Origin of the sequence: Haloferula sp. (assembly GCF_049672945.1) — a bacterium.
In the GTDB taxonomy this organism is placed as follows: Bacteria; Verrucomicrobiota; Verrucomicrobiia; order Verrucomicrobiales; family Akkermansiaceae; genus Haloferula.
Map to the genome: position 1 here is coordinate 1 of NZ_JBATWY010000096.1, position 20,663 is coordinate 20,663.

Annotated in this window: 10 protein-coding genes and 1 pseudogene; 8 read left to right on the forward strand and 3 right to left on the reverse strand. The window is 55.6% G+C overall.

Translation table 11 applies throughout. The features are described from left to right. Positions 1-533 (forward strand): annotated as a pseudogene (locus WBG04_RS08400) (hypothetical protein); the annotation flags it as partial. Positions 534-588: 55 nt separating this feature from the next. On the opposite strand, the gene WBG04_RS08405 reads toward WBG04_RS08400, so the two are convergent. After that, complete coding sequence (locus tag WBG04_RS08405) at positions 589-1,113, reverse strand: hypothetical protein (protein WP_424313960.1); 525 nt, start codon at positions 1,111-1,113, stop codon at positions 589-591. Positions 1,114-1,317: 204 nt separating this feature from the next. Here WBG04_RS08405 and WBG04_RS08410 point away from each other — a divergent pair, with 204 nt between their 5' ends. From WBG04_RS08410 to WBG04_RS08440, 7 genes are all read left to right on the forward strand, one after another. After that, positions 1,318-1,902, forward strand: a complete 585-nt coding sequence (locus tag WBG04_RS08410) for a DUF6088 family protein (RefSeq protein ID WP_424313973.1) — start codon at positions 1,318-1,320, stop codon at positions 1,900-1,902. Positions 1,903-2,228: 326 nt separating this feature from the next. Beyond that, entirely contained in the window at positions 2,229-2,711 is a 483-nt protein-coding gene (locus WBG04_RS08415; protein ID WP_424313961.1) for an HAD domain-containing protein, read from the forward strand. Between the two features lie 590 nt (positions 2,712-3,301). Continuing rightward, complete coding sequence (locus WBG04_RS08420; protein ID WP_424313962.1) at positions 3,302-5,995, forward strand: PD-(D/E)XK nuclease family protein; 2,694 nt, start codon at positions 3,302-3,304, stop codon at positions 5,993-5,995. Continuing rightward, a complete protein-coding gene (locus WBG04_RS08425; protein WP_424313963.1) occupies positions 5,992-9,177 on the forward strand; it encodes a UvrD-helicase domain-containing protein in 3,186 nt (1,061 codons plus the stop codon). The genes WBG04_RS08420 and WBG04_RS08425 overlap by 4 nt, the downstream gene beginning before the upstream one ends. Positions 9,178-9,254: 77 nt before the next feature. After that, positions 9,255-14,774 carry a sacsin N-terminal ATP-binding-like domain-containing protein gene (locus tag WBG04_RS08430; RefSeq protein ID WP_424313964.1) on the forward strand — a complete coding sequence of 1,840 codons (5,520 nt, stop codon included), beginning with the start codon at positions 9,255-9,257 and terminating at the stop codon, positions 14,772-14,774. A gap of 152 nt (positions 14,775-14,926) precedes the next feature. Further along, positions 14,927-15,112, forward strand: a complete 186-nt coding sequence (locus tag WBG04_RS08435) for a hypothetical protein (RefSeq protein ID WP_424313965.1) — start codon at positions 14,927-14,929, stop codon at positions 15,110-15,112. A gap of 102 nt (positions 15,113-15,214) precedes the next feature. Beyond that, positions 15,215-15,796, forward strand: a complete 582-nt coding sequence (locus tag WBG04_RS08440; protein WP_424313966.1) for an IS66 family transposase — start codon at positions 15,215-15,217, stop codon at positions 15,794-15,796. 318 nt (positions 15,797-16,114) lie between these two features. On the opposite strand, the gene WBG04_RS08445 is transcribed toward WBG04_RS08440, so the two are convergent. Together WBG04_RS08445 and WBG04_RS08450 are read right to left on the reverse strand one after the other, a co-directional pair. Then, positions 16,115-18,217 (reverse strand): hypothetical protein, encoded by a 2,103-nt coding sequence (locus tag WBG04_RS08445; RefSeq protein WP_424313967.1) that lies wholly within the window; start codon positions 18,215-18,217, stop codon positions 16,115-16,117. Then, a complete protein-coding gene (locus tag WBG04_RS08450) occupies positions 18,214-20,649 on the reverse strand; it encodes a sensor histidine kinase (RefSeq protein ID WP_424313968.1) in 2,436 nt (811 codons plus the stop codon). The genes WBG04_RS08445 and WBG04_RS08450 overlap by 4 nt, the downstream gene beginning before the upstream one ends. Between the last annotated feature and the right edge of the window lie 14 nt (positions 20,650-20,663).

Sequence of the window (20,663 nt, forward strand, 5' to 3'; positions counted from 1 at the left end):
AACTGACCGTGAACACCGCCAACGACAGCGACCCGATCATCATCGTCTTCAACAAGGCGCAGATCCGTGAGCGCAAGTTTGACCATTTCCTAAAACTCTACGGCAGGGACTCCCTACCCGAAGGCCCGAAACTTGCCGCCCTGATGGGTCGCTTCCAGTTTATTGTCCAGGGGTACGACAATGATCCCGCCGAACTCTACGGCATCCCGGAGGTTCGGAAGTTCTACCAAGAACTCTACCGTGTCTGGCCCTACTGGTTCTACTTCTGCGACCTCCGCGCCGAGACCCTGACCATGATGACCCTCTGCCTAATGCCGAATCTCAGCAGCGTCAAACGTCTCGGCGAGCCACTTACCTGCGTCGAGTGCAATCCAATGGAGATCCTCGCCTTCATCAGCAAGAACTTCGCCCCGCTCAATCTCATGATGGAACGCGCCGACATGTCGGAGATGGACATCTACAACCGCACCCGGGACGTGTTTCTCCACTACCGTCTACCCTTCGACGCACCACCGCCGGAGGATGGAGAATGACGGAAGAAAGCCGTCGGCCAGATCGTCGACTTCTAGGGATTGCAAGGAGGCGCTACTACCACCCACCACCTCTCGCCCACCGTCCCGCAGCGATCAGGATGGGTGCCTGCTCACGAAGTCTTTGTTGAATGGGATCGAGGAGCTTCATGTAGGAGTCCAGCAGACGGAGGGTATCCTCGCCCATTTCCAGCCCGGCAAACAGTTCGCTTTCCGACTCGGAGAAATCCAATCCGGGTTGCACCGCTGAGGATCGGAGTTCGGTACCCAAATCGTAACGGCTGAGGAAAAGCCGGCGGTCCTCATGCCCGGTCTGCTTGTGACCATCGATCATCCACGTCGCCGACCCAAGACTGTCGGCATGGAGGATGCGCAGCAGCTTGAACTCCAGCTTCCAGAGTTCGATAATCTGGCTCTCGGTGACCTGTGACAATCGCAAGTAGACGATGCTCCGAATGAAAGACATGTAGCACTCCGGATACCCGCCCTTGCTGAAGACCGGCAACTCGAAGCGTTTCACCCAGCCAAGCAGGGTGACCCGGTCCCTTCCTAGGATCCCGGCGATTTCTGAAAGTGAATACATAACGAAGGGAGGATGACGGGGAGGCTAGGACAAGCGCAGGGGGAGGGAAATCCTGATGATTCATCGATCACGGGTGAAGCGGAGGCTCCATGAACAGCCAGACCCTAGAACAACCGTCGCAGAGGAAAAACCACCCTTACATTGTTGAAATAACCATGCATTGTTTTCAACACGAAGTGCGCCACCACCACCCATCCAAAACAGATCCTTCGCCGCATCGCCGCGAAAGGACGGGGCTGGGCGTTTACTCCGAACGATTTCTCCGACCTAGGCGATGACTGTTCCATCGGCATGGCTCTGACCCGCCTCCAACGCAGCGGCAAGATCCGCCGCATTAGCCACGGGCTCTACGATCAGCCCCATACCCACCCGCTGCTCGGACAAGTCGGAGCAGGCACCGATGCCGTCGTGGACGCCATCGCTCACAAGCGTAATCTCCGCCTGCTCCCCTCACCCGCCCTCGCCGCCAACCAGCTCGGACTCAGCACTCAGGTTCCCGCCCGGCTCGTCTATCACACCGACGGTGCCCCAACCCGTTTGACCCTCGGCAAGCTCCAGATCGATCTTCGTCGAAATACCGGCCGCCTCCTCAGCCTCGCCGGCCGCAGCAGTGGACTTGTCGCCCAAGCGCTCCGGGATGTCGGAAAGGAACGAGTCACCGACGATCACTTGAACCGAGTTCGAGCCCACCTTCCGGCCAGAGCTCGCAAGCAACTCCTTCAGGACATCATAAAGGTTCCCGCCTGGATGCGTCCCCACTTCCGCCAAATCGCTAGCAACGATGCCTAAAGACCCAAACCCATCCCCGATGCATCCCGTCTCACCGAACTGCAAAAGGACCACGACGCCATGACTCAGATGTTCTTTCAGCCGCCTCCGCCGCTTGAAGAGATTCTCGAAACCCTTCGAGTCCTCGAAACAAAAATCAACGGGACGACCTTTTGACCTCCCGCAGACGACCAACCGGAGAATCACGCAACTTATTCTGATCTGATTCATGGAAGTCAGCCGGGCGAGGCAGCTGCTGGCGGTGATCGAGAAGCCGTCGAGTTAGATCGGCTAGTTTCTCTCATCGCCCCCCACGCTTGTCCCACCCCCACCCTCATGATTCCAAAATGAGCCACGCGCCCATTCTCTTCCTCGACATCGACGGCGTGCTCATCGCCTACCCTGAGGGAGAACACACGCCTCCTCAATTCACTCCACACTGCGTAGACGCGTTCAGACGTATCATCGGTGCCGTCAATGGGCTCCGAGTTGTCTTCTCCTCCACTTGGAGATACCCCGAACATGTGAACCGGCTTCACGAGCAATGGCTTGCTCATGACTTCCCGGCTGACCTTGCCATCGATGCCACTCCTGACATCCGCAATGAACCCAACTACAAACGCATTCACGCGAGGGGCCTGGAGATCCAACGCTGGCTAGATACCCACCCCGAAGTCCAGAACTGGGTAGCTCTCGACGACGAACAGCTCTCCATTGAGCCAGTCCTCGGATCTGATCGTTGCATATATACAAACCCCCAGCGAGGATTGACCTTTAGAGGGGCAGATCGAGCCATCAGCATTCTCACTCAAACCCTGGTACAAGAATAATGATCAAGATTACCTCATGTCCCCAATGTCAGTCTGATGATACCGCCAAGGTAGGAGTTGGCATTGTCGGTCGCTGCATCAGCCTCGCAACTGCTACCACTCGGTTCAAGCTCCTTCCAAAGGGATCCGCGCCTGCCAATCACTTCTGCAATTCGTGCCGCAGTTTCTTCGACTACTGACAGGATTACAGCAATCTCCTGCATTCTGTTCCAAAGGAGCAAGAACCGAGTTTCCTATCTGGTTCATCAATTCGTCATGGCGAGTTGACGAGATGTCCACGGATCAACGCGTCAGGCGTCGTAGGGCCTAGCAACGAAGTTGTTCACCTACCAGCAGCCGGTGACGCTGTGCATCAGTTCAGCCTCGAAACGTTTCCTTACACGAAACTGTCGGAGTGGGCCTTTGTGGAAGGCCCATACGAGAAGTCGGAGTTAGGCGGCGATGGTGTCGCTTCGGAAATCTTTGCACTCTTCGCCTTGGGGGGCTTAGTCTCATTGTCCCGCCCATTCTCAATTAGCCGGGCTTTCTCATTGAAACCGGAAGGAGCGTTTCCGAGAGTCTTCCAATTCTAGAATCTCCTCTACAACCGGATGAAAACAACTTTCGGCCTCTCGTTGGATGGTTGCCGTCCATCAAAGCCTGTTTTTGATCATCTCTTCTGCGGTCCTCTGGGATTGGTGGACGTGTTGGAACTGCGCCTCGGCCTGCCGAAAACCGCTGTGGGAGTTGTCACGCGGATTGCCCAGTTCCTCAAAGTCCTCGAACATGCCTCATCAGAGGAGGATCGTTTTTTCACTGAGTCGCTGAGGGTTGATCGCTGGGGGACGGCGTCCCGGCTGTTGCAGATGCGCGATCATCTCCGAATGGCGGGATGGAATGGCGGTGAGATGGATTCGGCACCGGCGCGGCTGAAGGATTTTTGCGAAGTCGAGAGACTCGCCGAGGGGCGTCTCACCACAGGGATCGCTGACAGGATCGAGAGGATTCGCGGTGCGCTAAGCCGCAAGCCTCAGGGGCTCCCGACCATCGAATGCATTGAAGCCGCCGAACATCTCCCATTGTTGCTTCGTCTACTGCTCGACGATTTGGGTGCGCGTTTTGGTTGCGATCCCACCTATGAGGATGCGCCCGTCGGATCAAACCTGCGGCTGGTTCAAGATTGTCTCACGGGACATGACGTCTCAGGACAAACTTGGAACCCGGCCGACGATTCGATCATCTTCGCCTCCGCGTTTTCCGAGGTAACCCTGGCTCAGGCGAACGCTCATCTGGTGAAGTCAGACTCCCCTAGCAGTGTTCTTCTGTCGAGTGCCCCCGGCATCATCCTAACCGATGCATTGAACGTCCTCGCGACGCCGGCACCCGCAATGGGCAGCCCGTCCTGCCTGCGCCCGACAATGCAGGTTCTCGGGCTGGCGTTAGAGATGCGCTGGGATCCGCCCGATCCTTCGGTGCTGCTGCAATTTCTCACCCATCCGGTCTGCCCTATCGGGAGCTCCCTGCGCCATGCTCTAGCTAAAGCGGTTTCCAGTCACCCGGGAATCGGCTCCCACGTATGGAATGATGCCATCGAGATGCAGCGTGAAAAACTACGCAGCGATGAGGATCTCACGCAAGCGGACCTCACCACCAGACTCGACCGGATTGATAGCGATCTTGCGCAGTGGATCATGATTGATCGTTCCCCCCGGCAGACTGGGGCTTCCGGCGCGGCATTAGCGGAAACCGCCAAGCAAGTCGGCGATTGGGCGGGCAGGCGCACTGCCACTTCATCGGATCCAGCCACTGCACGCCACTATGCCACACTTTCATCCATCGCGGTTGAACTCGCCGAAATCCTAGAAAAAATCCCCAACGTCTCCCCGGAGGAACTCTCGATCATTCGTGAACAGGTAATGGGCGGCGGTACAGTCGCGGGCGACAGAGAATCCGAACTTGGCTCCCCTGAATCGCCGGCCAACCCCGGTGCCATCATCGAGTCCGCAGACTCCGTGATCTGGTGGGGCTTCGAGGCGCACGCCATACAGCTGCCCATGGACTGGACGCTCACAGAACGGAACTACATGGAAGGAATCGGCGTCCACCATCAGACTCCGGAAGTTCTACTCGCATTGGCCCAGGCAGCAGCTCGGCGTCCCTTCCTCGCAGCATCCCGTAGTATCGTCTTGTTGTGGCCTCGGCAACGAGGACTCGAACAGGTGGAACCTCATCCCATTCTAACCATCCTGCGTGCTTCTTTTCCGTCGATCCCTATCAAAGATCTCGATCGGGACGAGCTTGCAGCTGTTACCTCTCAGGTGAAAATCCAGAGACAGGTGAAACCGCTACCGGCAAAGAAACGTTGGGTCCGGATCTCGCCGACCGCGCACCTTGGCTCACGTCCAGAGGAATCCTATTCCAGCACGACAAAGTTCATCCACCGCCCTTTCGAATGGGTGTTCTACTACAAGGCAAATCTCCGGAAAGGCGCTTTCATGGAAATCAACCTAGCAGCACAGCGAGGCAACTTGCTCCACCGAGTGATCGAACGGCTGTTGGAGGACTCTTGTCCGATCCAATGGCTCACCGTCGGCAAACCGGAGTTCGACTCATGGTTAAACAATCTCTGGTACACCCTGCTGGAAATCGAAGGCGCTAATTTCCTGCTACCCGGAAGTCTGACCGAAGGTCGCCGGTTGTTGGAGGATGCCCGCCGATCCATTTGGGAACTTCTGGGCCAAATGAGGAAGGCCGGGGTAGTTTCAGCAGAAGCGGACGTCCATGAGGATCCCCTGCAGATGGAAGATACCACCATTCGCGGTAACATCGATTTGCTTGCCACCAATGGCTCAGGTCGCCTCGCCGTGGTGGATCTCAAGTTCGGACAAGCCGCTGCCAAGCGCTCTGAGCTGGCTAAAAATACCGCCCTCCAGCTGGCGACTTACAGTCATTTGATCCGCTCAAAGCACGGCGGCGATTGGCCTGCCACTGCTTACTTCATTCTCAGAAACAGCACCCTACTCGCTCAGGATGCCTCCTTTTTCCCGGATGCGAGGGTGGTTCCATGTAAGAGCTTAGAACCAGGACCTGAAGCCACGTGGCACACATTTCTGGATGTCTGGCGATGGCGTCGCGGACAACTGGACGCCGGTTGGATCGAAATTCCGGACAAAGGGATAGAACCGACTGATGGCGAGGGGGACAGCCCATCCTCGACACCGCCTCACGAAGAATGGCAGACCGACGTCAAAGCGCCCCGCTACGACGACTATCAGTTTCTCACAGGATGGGAGGTGAATCCATGAGCATGAATATTCGAATCACGGGTGCCGGCGCTGGCACGGGCAAGACCCACCAACTCTGCGAAATTATTGCCGAGGCGCTCGGTAGCGCGAAATGTCGGCCAGGAGGGTTCATTGCCACCACTTTCACCATCAAAGCTGCCTCGGAACTCACCGAGCGCGTGCGCGCGCGTCTGCTCAAGGATCACCAACAGGATGCGGCATTGAGAGTAGAGGAATCACTCATCGGCACAGTGCACTCTGTCTGCGTCCGCATCTTGGGCCGCTTCGCATTCGATGCCGGTATTTCTCCACGGCTGAGGGTTCTGGACGAGACCCTTGAAGGCATTTTGTTGGGAGGGGCCATTGAGGAATGCTTCAGCTTGACCGACATCGGTGACATGGAGCGCCTCTGCCGTAGACTAGGCCAAACCGATGCTCGGACCTCGGAGTCCAAATGGCGGCAGCAAGTCCGAGACGTCATCTCCAGCGCCCGCTCGAATGCGATCCATGCTTCGGATCTGGAACAAATGGCGCTTCAAAGCGTGGCGGAGCTGTGCAGTCAATTGCCTGCCGCCACCAGCGCTGAACTTGAGGCACCGTTGATCTCAGCCATCAAGACGGCGATAGCAGCCATTTCCGGGAATGGAGACGAGACCAAGGTGACCGCCGGTAGCTTGGAATCCCTCGAACAGGCGCTCTCCGCCTTGCGCAAACGTGACTTTACGTGGGCGGATTGGTGCAGACTCGCAAAGCTCAAGGCGGCGAAAGCCAGTCAACCTCATCTGGCTGTAGTCAACCAGGCCGCCTCGCGGGTCGAGGAACATCCAAAACTTCGAGCGGACATCGAGACCTACACCACGCGGATCTTCCGACTCGCGGCCGATGCGCTCGAAATCTATCAAGATCGCAAGAAGGCGCGGGGCATGCTGGACTTCACCGACCTTGAAGTGCTCACTCTGGATCTTCTGAGGCGGCCACACGTGCGGGAATGCCTGGCAGAGGAATACGACCTGCTCGTCGTGGACGAGTTCCAGGACACCAGCCCTATCCAACTGGCCCTGTTCATGGAGCTTGCCGGACTCGTCAGCGAGACCCACTGGGTTGGTGACACCAAGCAGTCCATCTACGGATTCCGTGGATGTGATCCGGTGCTGATGCAGGAGGCCGAGAAAAAATTCCGCACCGGTGATCAGCCCAATACACTCAGCACATCCCGCAGACACCGCCCGGAGCTGGTGGATTTTTTCAACGGGCTGTTTCCTGACATCTTCGCTTCCACCAATGGCATCAGCCGCGATGAAGTGGAGCTCCACGCCCACCGCAAGGGGCATCCCGCACTATCGCCAGCCATCGAGTTGTGGTCGGTGTCGAGCCACAGAACAATCAAAAGCGGTGCGCTGGCGGCCATCAACGGCTCCGAGTTCGAATCCTGCATCGTGCGCGGCATCCAAGACCTGATGGACAGCGGCATGAAGGTCGGTGACAAGGATCTTCAGACAGATGGAGAGGAGTTCCCCCGCCCCTTGCGCTGGCGTGACATCGCCGTTCTTTGCCGCAGCAATACCAAGGCATCCAACATCGCCGCCCGACTCCAACGTTGTGGCATCCCCGCCGCACGCCGGACCGAGGGGCTCATGTCCTCGCCCGAGGCTGTTCTCGCACTCGCTTGTCTACGTTGGCTCAGCGACGACCGTGATTCGTTGGCCGTGGCGGAAATTCTCACTTTGGAGGAAAGTCGCGACGTCGAGGATTGGCTAGAGAACCGTCTCACATGGGTCGCGGAACAGTCGAAAGGCCAGTGGGGTCTTGATGGGGATCTATCAAGTCCGGTACTCGGACGCATTTCGCACCTGCGAGCACGTATGAAGATGCTAACACCATCCGAACTGCTGGATGCGGTGATGATTCACGGAGATCTGTCCGGCATCGCTTCCCAATGGGACGCCACCCGGGCCAGCACCCGCCGAGCGAATCTGGAGACGCTGCGCGGACTCGCCGCCGAATACGAAGCCGGATGCCTCTCCGCCAGTGTCGCCGCGAGCCATGCGGGTTTCCTCATCTGGTGTGGAACCCTCGCCTCATCTGGTAAAGACCACAGCGCCCTCGATCAAAGCGCGGATGCAGTGCAGGTGATGACGTGGCATGGATCGAAGGGACTCGAATGGCCGGTCGTTATTTGCCTCGATCTGCCAGAGGAACCACGTCCGCGTATCTGGAACAGCCCGCTCGCGGTGTCGCCGCCCGACTTTGATCCTGACAATCCACTGGCGGGACGCCGGATCCGTTTCTGGCCTTATCCATTCGGAGCCCAGGGGAAAGATGTTCCGCTCAAAGACGTGGTCGAGACATCCGATACAGGAAAGAGAGCCTTTGAAGACGCCAGTGCCGAGCAATCGCGGCTCCACTACGTCGTCATGACCCGTGCCCGCGACTTCCTCATCTTCCCATTGGATGGGAAAAAGGATCCCTGGTTACCACCGGGCGTAGAATGTCCGGCCCTGCAACTTCCTGCTCCCACCACGAAGGAAGATACCGTGGACGGAGTCCGGCGCAGGTTCCGTCATCTCACGTCTGGCGAGGACGATTCGAGCCTTGTCGCGGAACCCACAGTGAAGTGGTTTGCACCGCCTCTCACTCCCAAGAAATTTCCTCCAGCCGAACTCACACCTTCTGGACTTCCATCGCTTGTAAATGTCGCGATCGGCGAAGACTTGGTATGCGGCAAGCCCATCCGCATCGCGCCTGGACAGAACGACCGTGACCTCGGCAATGCCCTCCACGCGATCCTGGCGGCTCATCTCATTGACCCAGCCATCCCGGAATTCCAAACCCACGCTCACGACATCCTTGAGGCTTACAAGATCAACGCCGAGGCGGCGGAAATCACATCCGCAACCATCGCATTTCGCGAAATTTTGATCGAGCGGTTCAAGCCGACCGAATTTCTCGTTGAAGTGCCATTCACCCACCGCAACGCGGAAGGCCAGCGCATCACCGGCTTCATCGACATTGTGCTGATCACCGACAAGGGAGCGGTGCTGATTGATCACAAGTCCTATCCCGGATCCAATCTGTTGGAACGCGCAGTTTCATACTCAGGTCAGCTGGCAGCGTATCGCGAAGCGATGTGCGCACACGGACTGACCGTCAGTTCGTCATGGATTCACTTCTGCACACAAGGTCGGCTCGTGGAAATCCGATGACCTAACAAGTCATGGGCTGAGCGGGAATTGCATTACGATTCGAAGGCTCAATAAGATGGCGCAGTAAATAAACTCCGATGAACGATTACCCACAAGCTCACACCCTCGCAAGTGAGCAGAGCGCCGAACCTCAAGGGAAGTTTGAGGGCAGTTTTGGCTCTAGACTATGCGCAGTCATCAATCAAGCCCAGGACCAACTTCAGACATTCTTCGACGAACTTAAAAACGGAACGACGAACTACCAAACTGTCACCAGCCTGAGTGGACAGATCGCACAGGAGTATCGCGGGCGCTGCATTCTGGAACTTCTACAAAACGCCCATGATGCGCTGGCGGATGCAGGAGAAGGAGATCCTCGCAAAATCTCCTTTGTTCTCATTTCGTCACCTGAGCCGGTTCTGCTGATAGGAAACAGCGGTAGGCCATTTCTCAGAAAAGACTTCAAAGGAATTTGCCAATTGGGACAAAGCCCGAAAGACCCTAATAAGAGTGTTGGAAACAAGGGCTTGGGCTTCAGGAGCGTGCTTGAGGTCTGTAGTTCTCCAGAAATTTGGTCGACACCCCCTGCGGTAGGCGAGGATGCGTTCGTCTTTCGTTTCGATCCGGCCGTCTGTGACTCGGTGGCGATGGCTGCTGCTGATTTGAGCCAAAGAGGGTTGGATGCCAGGTCACCTTTTGACGAAAGTCGCCCCCTCTTGGATTGGTCCTCTGAGCAACTGGCTCAGTATCATGAACGATTATCTTCAGGGTTGGATGTCGCAAAAGAAGCAAGGGAGTTTCTGTCTCCTTACCTGTTGCCGCTGCCGATCAAGGAAATACCACCCGAAGTTGAGAGGTTGCTCAACAAGGGCTTCAAAACAATCATTCGGCTTCGGTTGGATGGTGGCCGGGATGGTGACCGAGCGGGGGCGATTCAGACCGTCAAAGAGCAGCTGCAGCTACTGGATGAGCGCGCGACCGTATTCCTAGCGAATCTCAAGACCTTGGAGTTAAGCCTTGATGAGGTATCTCGAACGTTTGAGCGCAGGATCACTTCAGAGACTCAGTTGTCGACCGCAACCAGAGTCCACCAGCAATGTCTTGCGGTAACATGCACACCCTCCGACGCAGCGGACTCCAAACCGCGCGAATTCCAAGTTTGGAGTCACACCTTCGGTGGTGATCATGACGCAGAGGCCCAATGCATTCGTGAGAAGGTCCAGCACTTGCCCAACCGCTGGCCTGAACTCCGAACGGCTACGGTCGGTATCGCGGTTGAGGACACCACCTCACCGACGGATGGAGTTTTCGTGATCTTTTTGCCAACAACGATGGGCACGGGCACGAGGACGCTGATCAATGCTCCATTCTACGGCTCCCTCGATCGCCGTCAGATCGATTTCAAGGACCACTATAACAGGCTGCTCATTGATTGGATCCTCGATCTTTGCCTTGATGTGATTACGGACCTGGCAGCAGGAGCTGCCGATGATCGGAACGGCCGGGCAATCGTGGACCTTTTGGCCTCGACGGAACTTATCGGCGATGCTGGGAATGGGTGGAGTTTCCTGAAACGATTGCTTGAGCGTTCCAAGGAGCGGGATGGAATTTTGGATGAGCTACCACTTGTTCACTGCGACGGCGGCTGGTGTGCTGCCAAGGATGCCAGAATCATGCCGTCGATCTCCGACGACTCTCACATTGAGTCTTCCATTTGGCGAGAGTCTGCCGGATTTCATATTGTTAGCCAAAGTCTCAATGGACGCCACAAGGCGGTCACGGCAATCATCGAAGCAATGAATGGATCAAGGAATCCATCCCCTGTCGAGTGGTGTAAAACCATCCAGATCGTTGCTGCCCAAGTGAAGGCAGAAAAGGTAAAGAGCAGCTGGGATGAATTCTTGAGAAGTGTTGTTCTTACTCTCCCGTCGAACTTACGAAATTGGACAACACCGTCCAAGTCCGACCCTTTGGCTGAATGTGAATTTATCCCGACTCAGGATGGGCGATTGTTGAGCGTCACTGGTGGTGCCACCATCTTCTTTCAACCTGTTCAAGGTGCTGATGATGCCGCAGACCTCGTAGGGGATGTGCCCAAGGCTCTTGAGAGTGCAGTGGCGTTCCTGCATCCGGACGTGATAACGCATGAAGGAACTCAACACAGTCGGACAGACGTGCAAAAGTTTCTCGAAGATAGGTTCGTTCGTGGCTTCAGCAGGATAGATTTGCTTCGCAAGGTAGTGTTGCCAGCCCTCCCCGAGCTTCCGACATCACATGACAGTGAGGAAGGACGCAGGTGTGTGGAAATCTTTTCGTGGGCGCTTGAAATCGTTAGCGAGAAAGGATCGACAACGCTGGAGTCACTGATCAAACACCTGCCTGTTGCCTGTCACGGCGGCTGGCGTTCAATGGAAGAGGCCGTATTCGGACCTGGTTGGGAAGGGCGTCTTGGTGACTGTTTGTGGGATTATTCCTCCGAGTTACCAGAGGACTGTGCAATAGCGGTCCGAGATAGTGCTTTGCTCCCGCCAAATGATCCACGTTGGGGCACTTCCGTGGCAGGGAGAGGTCACCTGTTCAACAAGGCTGGAGTTCTCGATGGGCTAAGGCTCCAACCTGTATCGGAGTTTCAATTCGGGGCAGATTGTAATAACCATGAACTTCCTAAAGCCGCACCAGATGGATTTCCGGTTGAGGTATGGAACAAATGGAGACAGGGGAAACGCAATACATGGAGGCCTTACCACGACGGATGGTTTTCCTATGAGATTGCGGGGATTTTCCATTTCCCTGGAATGCCCTTTCTTGAGGGGCTCTCTACAAAGGGAATCGAAGCTCTGAGTCGTCTGCTCTTTGTTTCTTTCTCGCACTGGCCTTCCGGCTGGGAGTTCGTCACGATTGATAAAGTATCAGGACAGAAATATCCTAAAGAAATCCCGTCTCCGCTTCACCATTGGCTCTCATCTAACACATGGCTGTCGGACCGGAGTAGAATAGATCAACCATTGAAACGTCGCTGGTTAATTCCGGCTTACTTGCTGGATGAGCAGCGATATGCCCACCTCGATCCGCTCCCGATCAAGATCGCACAGAGTGTCGAATCTGATCTGTTTCTTAGGAAGACTCTTATCGGCCTTGGTCTAAATATCTACCCGGTTGAAAATAATCAAATTGGTCCTGAGCTGTTGAACTCACTTGCCGCTTCCTGGAAGGCTCGACGTGTACCCATTGAGCGCTTTGATCCGTTCATCGGCCAGTTGCGAGCAGCCTGGAAAAATTTTGATCCGACTAAAGGTTTGCCGCGAGGCTTCCTGACATGGACAGGGCAGCGGAAACTTACTTATTTAGAGCTGGATCAACTACAGGGAGTCTTTCTGCCGGACCACAAAGAGCGAACCCGCGCCCTGATGGATCACCATAAGCCGATCCTCGAGATGAATGTCGTAGATGCCCATCGCCTGGTCGGTCCATTGCGCGAGAAGACGGAGATTCGTCAGGCTTCGAAGCTTGAGGAGCGGATCTTGATTAATGGAGCGAGTAGGGACGCGGAGATGGATGGAGTGATCCCGCTTGAGCAGAGTGGATATGCTTGGTTGTCACCCGTTATTCTCGCGGTCGCGGCACATGGCGGAAGTAATCCTGCCGGCACGGCAACAAAGGCATGGAACGAAGCTGCTGGTCGGCTCCAGACCGCTTACTTGCTCCTGTGTGAATCGATCGAAGTTCAGTTGATTGATGGTGAGGAGGAAGTGGCTTCCAGTCATCCCGATGCATGGTGGCTACCGGACGGGGTGCTGGCCATTCGACGGGATGCAGAGCTCGCCTATGATAAGCTGGCACCAGCACTTCAAACAGCCCTGAGTCGGCGAGACTTGATCAAGGATCTTCGGTTGATTCTTAAATCCTTGGCCGGCATCCCATCACCCACGTTGGAGGTGATTGAACAGGCGATGGAAGATGCTGATATTGATGCTCAATCCCTTGCTGACGTGCGCCAGGGCTGGATGGGTTCGGTATCTATCATCATTGATCGGATCCGCCCTGTTCTGGCATTGATGGGCGTTTCCGAGGAAGGCCTTGATGCCGCCGGGATTGATATTGAGCGATTAAGAGAGTGGCTTGATTCTAGAATTAATGAGTGGTCCGCCGAGGATCTCCTATCGACTGCTCGAAGATGCCGGACCGACAGGGCGATGGGTGAGGCTGCTTGGTTGGTGCTGGGAGATCGTGCTCAGCTTCCAGCTTGGAACGACGTTCTAGGTTTTCTTGGGGATCGCTATTCGTCGGTCGAAAATCGTGTAGTTAAGCACCAAGTTGACGCATATCTTGATCAAGTATCGCCCTTGCTATCCGCTCTTGCGCGTGATTCCGCCATTAAGTCAGGAAAGTCCGGTCTGTTCCTGGAAATGGAGTCAGCTCGTCATGGGTTCAAGGCACCTGCTGAATGGAAGGACCAATGGTGGGAGGTGCCTTTTCAGGTAGTGCTTTGTGCACTGCACGCCGAGTATGCAAAGCTCGACGCTCTTGGCGACGAGCTTCGAGCCCTCACTGAGCCAAAAAGCGTCCATGAGTTTCGAGTCGCCCTTGGAGCGATGGGAATAGCAGTGGATCCCGATCCATACGAGCTGGCAGCCGACAACAAGGAGGCGTTCAGCCAAGCGCTGCTCAAACTTCATGATTTTAGAAAGGCATGGAAGGAAAAGACCGAAGGCAGCTCGACGGTTGAGGAGCCTCCAAAACAACCTGCTGATCTCGACCCTTCCGCCTACTTGATGAGCTGGCCCGAATCCAAACTGATTGAAAAATCCCAGCATCTCTTCTACGATCCCGGCTTCAAATCCGCATGCGAGGGTTGTTCGACGCTCGATGAGATCCGGGTTCACCTCGGGATTGATGCTGCCACCGTCGAGGCGCACAGAAAGGAGAGGCTTAAGCTTGAGCAGGAGGCGGAACGAGAAAAACGCACATTTGAAGTTGCTGGATCTTCTTTCGAAGTGGGCACAGGGAGCTACAAGGAGCTTTTCGATGGTCTCAAGAGTCTTGCACCGCCGGTGGGGCCACGGGCGATCGACGATGAATTCACGCCATTGAAGGTCATTGGCCCTGGAAGAGCTGGTGGGGGTGGCGGAGGGACAGGAGCCAAGCTTTCGTCGCGAAGGCCATCGAAGGAGCTGACGGAATTGCTTGGGATTGTTGGAGAAATGCATGCCTACCGATTCTTGCAAAAGGAATTTGGGAAGGAATCAGTGAGGAGGAGCTCCTGGGTTTCCGAACTCAGCCTCAAGGTCCTGCCACATGTCGCGGCGGGAAAGGACGAAATCTACGATGGGCTTGGCTTTGACTTCAAGTTTCGCTGCGGGAAAAAGACGTGGCATGTCGAGGCCAAGGCAACTCAAGGTGACGACTCCCAATTCGAGCTTGGGACCAGTGAGATCCGGGCGGCGAGCCGACAGGCTGGATCGCCTGATCAACCGTGGAGAATTCTTCGAATTACGAACGCGCTCTCTGCCGAGCCAACATTTGAATGGCTTCCCAATCCCTTCGAAAAGGGGGGCGGCCAACACTATCGACTCCAACAGGGTGGAATGAGGGTTTCTTACGCACGCAGCAAAACTTGAGAGGCGACATATGCCTCATTCTGTTAAATTATGGGTATTCTGTATCCAGCTGTTCCCAGAGTGGCTGACTGGTTTCTGGCGTAAGCGTGGTCTGAAGCGCCGTTCCGTATTTCTCGCTGTGTCGGGGCATAGCAGTCATAGCTTTGCAGATTATGACTGCTACGCACGAATCTCTCATGAAGGTCGATGGCCGGGGGCGGCTCCGCTACACTGCCGAGCAGCGGGCCTTGCTGCTCAGCGCCTATGACGCCAGCGGCTTGAGCGGGCCAAAGTTCGCCGCCCTCCATGGGGTCAAATACAGACCTTTGCTGCTTGGCGAAACAAACGCACCCGCCTGAATACTTCGCCGAAGCTCCCCGCACCGAATCCTTCGACTTTTATCGAGGTAGAAGTCCCCGTCACACGTTCCGGCGATGGTGTGGCGGTGCTTTTGCCGGGAGGTGCCAAGCTCCACATCGCCAACACGGCCTCCGTCCCACTCGCCGCTGCACTCATCCGCGAACTCTCCAGGACGTCAGCTCGGCCACCTCTACCGGATCGAAAAGCAGCTACGCGAAGCCAAAGCCGGCCCCGCCCAGAGAGAAGCCGTGCGCGCCTCGCAAAGCCGAATGATTCATCGTCGCCTCGACAAACTCATCGAGCGTCTCGCCCTGCGCGCCATCCTACCCAAAAGCAAAGTCGGCAAAGCCATCCACTACGCCCGCACGCAGTGGATCCGGATGGAAGTCTATCTCGGCGACGGCAGAATCGAGATCGACAACAACCTCGTCGAGAACGCCATCCGCCCGACCAAGCTCGGTGCGAAAAATTGGCTCTTCATCGGCTGCCGGGAAGCCGGTCAAAAAGCCGCCATCCTCTACACCATCGTCGAGAACTGCCGACGCCTCGGCATCGACAGCCGCGAGTATCTCGAAGACGTGCTCACCCGCTTACCCAGCATGATGGCCAGCGAGGCCGTCGCTCTAACCCCAGCGAACTGGCTGCGTGCCCGCCAACGCAAACCCCTTCGGAAAGCAGCCTGACGTCCGACCTCGGCAAGAGAAATCAAGAGGCGGCTGGGACCACGCTTACGCTTGAAGAGATTCTCGAAACCCTTCGAGTCCTCGAAGCTAAGATCAACGCGGCAATCCACTAACGTGCGTCGAGTGCATCCCGCTGGAGATCCTCGCCTTCATAAGCAAAAACTTCGGCCCGCTCAATCTCATGATGGAACGCGCCGACATGTCGGGGATGGACATCTACAGCCGCACCCGGGATGTATTTCTCCACCACCGCTTACCCTTCGATGGTGCTGGCCGCCTAGGACAATGAGAGGCCAAAAACTGACCAGTCGCAGCGACCTAAGCCTCTGGATCTTTGATCGATCCACGCGGGTAGAAGTATACGCCACAGAACCCGACATCACCTGACATCCTTATGAATTCAGACATGTAATGGATGGTGAAGCCCGCCTTACCGATCTTGCACTGGTTGCTAGAAAGTTCGAAGCCTTCCCCTCCCTTCTCCAACAAACCCTTGCGACCCTCTTCAAACTTGGTGGAAACGTCTGTCAGCGAGGCGTCGGTGGAAGGATCGATCTTTCCTACCAAGTCCTCAAAAAACTCGATGAATTCCTCGGATACGATAATCCTCGGGTGATTGTTAGCATTGCCTGAGGTGAAGAGACCCGAGATCGTTTCTGAATCAGAAATCTCGATCTGAATCTTCGGTTGCTTTTTTGGCCTGTAGGCGATGGTCGCACCGAGGCCAACGTTGAATGCAGGATCAACCGGTACGCCGACCCTACCCACCTGACGCAAGGCATCTTCTTTGATTTCCTGGCTGAACAGTTCATTCAAACGGGCGAGACGCGAGTATCCGGTGCTCTGCAGTGCGGTGACGGGGATGGTGGTTATGTTGTCGGGATACCATTCCACCAATAGGTAGTTCGGCTTTCCGCCGACATTGCGTTGGAGCAGATGCTTGTACCTTCCGGAGGCCTTGTCCTTGCCAAGAAAGTTACGCTGGTCCATCAGGTCGAAAAGGTTGGGAGTTTGTGTGACGATGGCCCCTCGGACACAGAGCACCTCATAGTTCTTCTTTACCCGCTGAAGATCACATGCGGGCGCGATGATAAGAACCAGCTCCTGATCGGCGACGTCCTGGATCTTCGACACATGAGGATCCCCTTTCGGAGGTGGATCTGGCGGTTCGGCCTCCGGCGCTGGAAACTCCGCTGCGGGTGCCGATGCGAACGGATCGCCGATTTCCTTTTCGCTGGCCGCTCTTTCGATTGTAGCAAGGACTCCATCTGCGCTTTTGCCCCGTTCATCAGCCAGGGTGCACGCCGCAGTCGGAATATCAGCCTTTCCGGCGACCGAATAGACGTCCCCGAACTGCACTTTAATTTCACCGACATTCGTGCCCAGCAAACCGAAGGTGATTTCCGCAAACCAGCTGAATAGCACTTGATTTGGCGACAGCATCCCGTGGAACGGCGGTCGTTGGACCGCACTCATTTCGTCAGAAGCCTTGAGCATCGGAGCGGAAGCTCTGATTCTCGACGCCAACGCTTCCGACATCAGCCAGCTCACGTAGTTGCCGAGGTTTTCCCCGTCCGCCTTCAGACGCATATGGTCTAGAATCGCCAGATCGTGGAGTTCCAGAGCTTCCAGATCGGTCCTCAGGTTCTCGGTGACTAGTTTCATCTGCTCCGAGAAAACCTCTAGGTAAGAAGCCAGACGATGAAGGTCGTCATACCGTTGCAATTTTCTCCCGAACGCTTCGACGAACCAGTCCTTGCTTAGCGAGTCTTTGGGAACCGGTTTGAAGAAAGCCGCTTTGACCGTTGCTGCCTTTCGGAAATTCTCGATCGATTCGGCAGCCGGCAGCTGTGTCGAGATCAAGAAAAGAAACCGGTTGTACTGCTCGCCTCTTTCCTCGATCTTACTGGATAAAAGATCCTGGAAAGCCCTAACGTCCTCAATCGCCTTTGCAGTGGTCGATTGCTGATATAGAAAGAAATCAAGGAATACCAATTTCGACCTTCTAATGTCGTCCGCGGCGCTGGAGATGTCAGGGTGGCGGCAAACCGTTAGATGAAGCTCTCCCTCCAAGAAACCAATAAGCTCAAGCAGCCGACGAACCGCTCCTTCTCGTCCGGCTCTGATTTTCCTGAAAATTGGATCAAACAGCTTAAACTCTACAGGCTCCTGCATGTAGAGCTCCCACGCCTTGTAGAGACCCTTAGCGTCTCGCTTCAGATCCATCACCGTCTTGAGCAGGGGGAAGTGTTCAGCCTGCAGTTTCGTCCAGCCGTGTGAGCCCGCAGCGGATTCGGTTCTAAGCGAAGCCCAGTCCTCAGCGTCGATCAGATCAAGCTTGGCTGGAGCGAATCCATCATCAATGAAAACAACAACCGGGCTAAAGGCGCGGACTTTATCCGCAAAATCGGCAATGATCATGAACTCTTGGTGTTCTTGAGGGATATTTCAAACTTACGAGATCTCCCGTCTTCCTCCGCAGGCCCCAAGTTTAGGGTCGCATCATTATACTCCGCCAATCGCCGCGATATGAAAAGACCGAGTCCCCGGCCGTCTCCAGGCGGCTTGGTGGTGACAAACGGCTTAAAAATGTCCTCCCTCATGTCACGCTGAACACCGGGACCATTGTCCTCGAAAGTGATCATCCGCTGCTGCGGATCGAGCGTGATGATAATCCGCGGCTCGGTCTTCCGGTCGAAGCGGTTGTTCAACCAATAGAATGAATTGCTGAAGAGATTGTCCAGAATCTGCAGAATTTGACCCTGTTCAATCTTCGCACGAAACGGCCTCTCCGAAAGCTTCTGGATTGAGACGTCAAGGCCATGCCGCCTTATTTTAGCGTCATGCATATCTACAAGCATGGTGACGATGCTCTCCACGTCGATAATTGCTTTGCGTTGCCTCCCTGGCACACTGAGTAGGTCAAGCACACGTATCCGCTTTTCCAACGTTTTGAGCTGCATCTCAAGACCCAGACGGACTGATTCGTCTTTCAATACGTCGTCGTCTCTGAGGGATCTTAAGGCATCCCCTGTCACCCGACTCAGCTCGTGGGCGATGAACTCGACCTGAAGTCCGACGCCTGCCAGATGCACATATTGCTCCAGCTCCGATTCCTGGTTCCGTATAGTCGATTTTGTACGCTCCCACGCCGCCCTGATCTCACCGAGTTGGAAGATAATCTCGTTGATCGGCTCGGCCTCCTCTGGAACTCTTTTTTGCAGCTCGTAGAGTTTCGTGGTCGCCACCAGTTCGGAGGCGCCGACGCGCTTCTCGATCGATTCGATCTGTTCAGGAGGCTCCTCGGTATTGGATTTGAGCGTGTCTTCAAGGAATAGTCTGCAATGCGTGATGATCACATGTCGGAGTAACCTGCGAAGGGCTTCCTTCTCCGGACAGTCACGGAATCCTTCTCGATTCGTTTGATCCTGAAGGGCGGGATTCCCCTCTTGGGAAATTCTCAGGAAGCCAATGATCTGGGCACGATTGAGTTTGTAAGCCGAGCCCGAAAGGGCGCTGCGGTCCAGATCAAGCCAGTCGTCCGAAGGCGAGCCATAGGGATATACTCGGAACCCATCACGATAGACCAAAAGCCCCCCGCTCCAGCTTCTGACAAATTCCTTGATATTCTCCCAGGTGTCCGAGTCGTCCCGCATGATGCGGCCCCGGTTGAACCAGTGGAATTCCATTTCGAACGGTCCCAACCGGGGGAGTGCGGCCAGAATTGCGTCAGTATTCGGCAGCAATTCGTTGGCTTTCGGCTTCCTGCGCCGGCCCGGCGGATCCTTGATGCAGCTTGCCAAATGTTCGCCGTTGAGATTCCAGATCCGATGTGCTCCAAAGGTCCGGTAGTTGACCTCAATCGACAACTCTAGTTCCTCCGCCGATTCCGAACCCACATCCTTGCCAACCTTCTGAAGACGGGCTCGGCAGACCGCATCTGCCTTCTCCAATTTGTTGTTCTCGAATTCTGGGAGAAGAACCCGTCCGCCCTGAAGCTCGATCACCAGCAACTCGTGGATGAAGTCCGAGGCAAAGGGATCCGACAGCTTCGCAAGCTGCGTGGCCCCCAATTCCCGAATCTTGTCGATGTGCCAGTCTCCCTGAAGGCATCTTATGGTCAGGGTCGTTCCGTGATCCCCGGCCGACTGTTTCTTCGGACCTTTCTCTGGTTCATAGTCGAGGGCGGACGAATCCAAATTGGGATCATTAAAAATCGTTCGCCAATCCAACTCCAGAATCATCCACCGTGGATCGGAGCCACCGTCATTGCCTTCCATGCCGGTCTGCACATGGACATAATGACCCAGCCGCATAGCGGCGAGCCTCCCTATCCCTTTTTCACCAAGGGTTGGGCCGCTGGGCGAGGACTTGTGGCTCCAATTTGCCTCAGTTGAACGACTCTTCGAGAGGAGCCGCATCGGAGTACCGATCGTCAGGTATCCCTTCTGAAGAGTCTCCGCGTTCATCCCATGCCCTTTGTCCGCGACCACGATAAAGCTCCCAGCCAGATATGCCTCCTCCAACGCTTCCATCGCAGCCGATACCGTATGCGGATGCCCCAAGGTCGTCAGAAATTTCTGGCGAACCTCCTCTTGGGCATCCGGCTCCATGCGAGCCCGAACCCTGTCGAGAAAGTGTGCATCATCAAAATCGATATTCTCGGTGGCAATCAGTTGCCTATACAGCTCCTGATACTCGGTGAACTGTAGGGCGATATGGATCGAGATGGTCACTGAAGGCGATCGCGCGTCGATCGCATTTTTAATCAACTCATAAAATGCCACAGCGTCGGAGCTGATTAGTTCAGCCCCGAGTTCGAGGAGGACTCTTGCTTTGAATTCGATTGCCATTAGATTATAACGGT

Coding starts and splice junctions, on each gene's coding strand:
- WBG04_RS08415 (WP_424313961.1), top strand. CDS start 2,229: ATGAGCCACGCGCCCATTCTCTTCCTCGACATCGACGGCGTGCTCATC.
- WBG04_RS08430 (WP_424313964.1), top strand. CDS start 9,255: ATGAACGATTACCCACAAGCTCACACCCTCGCAAGTGAGCAGAGCGCC.
- WBG04_RS08405 (WP_424313960.1), bottom strand. CDS start 1,113: ATGTATTCACTTTCAGAAATCGCCGGGATCCTAGGAAGGGACCGGGTC.
- WBG04_RS08435 (WP_424313965.1), top strand. CDS start 14,927: ATGACTGCTACGCACGAATCTCTCATGAAGGTCGATGGCCGGGGGCGG.
- WBG04_RS08425 (WP_424313963.1), top strand. CDS start 5,992: ATGAGCATGAATATTCGAATCACGGGTGCCGGCGCTGGCACGGGCAAG.
- WBG04_RS08445 (WP_424313967.1), bottom strand. CDS start 18,217: ATGATCATTGCCGATTTTGCGGATAAAGTCCGCGCCTTTAGCCCGGTT.
- WBG04_RS08450 (WP_424313968.1), bottom strand. CDS start 20,649: ATGGCAATCGAATTCAAAGCAAGAGTCCTCCTCGAACTCGGGGCTGAA.
- WBG04_RS08420 (WP_424313962.1), top strand. CDS start 3,302: ATGAAAACAACTTTCGGCCTCTCGTTGGATGGTTGCCGTCCATCAAAG.